This window comes from Citrobacter sp. Awk 2 (assembly GCF_028069815.1).
GTDB lineage: Bacteria > Pseudomonadota > Gammaproteobacteria > Enterobacterales > Enterobacteriaceae > Citrobacter.
The window spans coordinates 1-806 of record NZ_JANEWL010000236.1 but is presented as its reverse complement, the minus strand read 5'-3'; the positions used below and the strand labels follow the sequence as shown (position 1 = coordinate 806).

Sequence of the window (806 nt, the reverse complement as noted above, 5' to 3'; positions counted from 1 at the left end):
ATACAAAAGACTATGACATGTTGGTGACTGATGAAGGGTTTTATTTGATTGAGTTTTCTGGTGATGAAAGGATTGCGGAAGATGGTTATGTTTTGAAATGGACATTTAGTCCAGCTACCAAGCTTGCTAATCCGGCTTATCCCGGAGTGACAGGGCCAGAATATCAGGAAAAATTACCCATGGATGATATATCTAAGGTAAAGCAGGTGCATATGCAGTGTGATCGCGAGTTAAAACCTAAGCAGCAATCAGGGGGGGAGGGAAATGAACGCCAAAACATCTGAACCGACCAGGAAAGCCGATGTTCATGTCACAGATAATGGAACACCTTATGCTTACTCAATGACTTCACATAAAAATATAAAAACACGAATCGAAGTTCAACCTCCATTGCAGTTACCGGGGATAATAATTTTTGTTCACGGTGTCAACTCAGAGGGGGAATGGTATGATCATGCTGAAAAAGCTCTTTGTGACGGGTTGAATAAACGTCTTAGTCTGACCCACAGTCCAAACTCGAAATTAAAAGAGCACAAATATTCAGTGTCGCACTGGAATAAAGATCAAACTGAGTGGGTAGTACCCCTGCGAAAAATTACTGAAGAGGGGCGTTCCCCGGTTGTTCGTTTCTACTGGGGCTATCGTGCCGCTGATAATGAAGTCGATAAATATGCAATCCCGCTTAAAAACAAACAGGGTGATAATTATTACGACCTGACGCCTGAACAACGAAAAAGCAAAGGCCCCTTTTACTGGGGAGGTGGTCCGTTCCAGAATGGCTGCAACCAACTGGTCAGTTTATGGAG

1 protein-coding gene and 1 pseudogene are annotated in these 806 nt (G+C 43.2%); both read left to right on the top strand.

Annotated features, from left to right (window positions below):
- Window positions 1–284, top strand: a pseudogene (locus NNO02_RS23410) (hypothetical protein); the annotation flags it as partial.
- On the top strand, window positions 265–806 hold a 542-nt coding region (locus NNO02_RS23405; protein ID WP_442867933.1), incomplete at its 3' end, for a T6SS effector phospholipase Tle3 domain-containing protein. The pseudogene NNO02_RS23410 and the gene NNO02_RS23405, both read left to right, overlap by 20 nt.